The 522-nt window shown below is 69.7% G+C and carries 1 protein-coding gene; it reads left to right on the top strand.

Annotation, left to right across the window (positions count from 1 at the left end):
* Positions 1-522, top strand: a 522-nt coding sequence (locus tag AAE045_RS24295; RefSeq protein WP_455549852.1) for a TorF family putative porin, incomplete at both ends; no start/stop codon positions are given.

Raw genomic sequence — 522 nt, 5'->3', positions numbered from 1 at the left:
AGCGACGGCGATCCAGCCGTGCAGGCGGGCGTGAAACTCAGTGCGTCCAACGGCTGGTATGCCTCGGCGTGGGGCTCGGGTGTCTCGTTCCGGCCGGACAACGGCGCGCGCAGCGAGTTTGATCTTGTCGCCGGCTGGAGCGGGGCGGTGACGCCGGACTGGAGCGTGGACGTCAATCTGACCCGCTACGTCTATCCGTCCGCCACGGTCGATCTGGACTGGACCGAGCTCAATGGCACCGTCACCTGGCGGCAGCGCGCCTGGCTGCAGGTCGGCGTCTCCGACAACGCGTTGGCCGGTGGCCATGGCGGCACCTACGCCCAGCTCGGTGCGCGCCTGCCGCTGGGCGAGCAGTGGCGTGTCGAGGGCGCGGTAGGCCACTACTGGCTGGACAGCGCGCAGGCCGATGACTACCTGCATGGCCAGCTCAGCGCCATCTGGAAGGTGCACGGCCCGTGGGAGCTGCGCCTCACCGCGCACGACACCGATGGTGCGGCCAAACGCCTGTTCCCCGGCAACGCA

It is taken from the genome of Dryocola clanedunensis, assembly GCF_038405435.1.
Lineage (GTDB): Bacteria > Pseudomonadota > Gammaproteobacteria > Enterobacterales > Enterobacteriaceae > Dryocola > Dryocola clanedunensis_A.
Note: the sequence above shows the minus strand (reverse complement) of the source record. Positions and strands in the feature narration are given on the sequence as shown.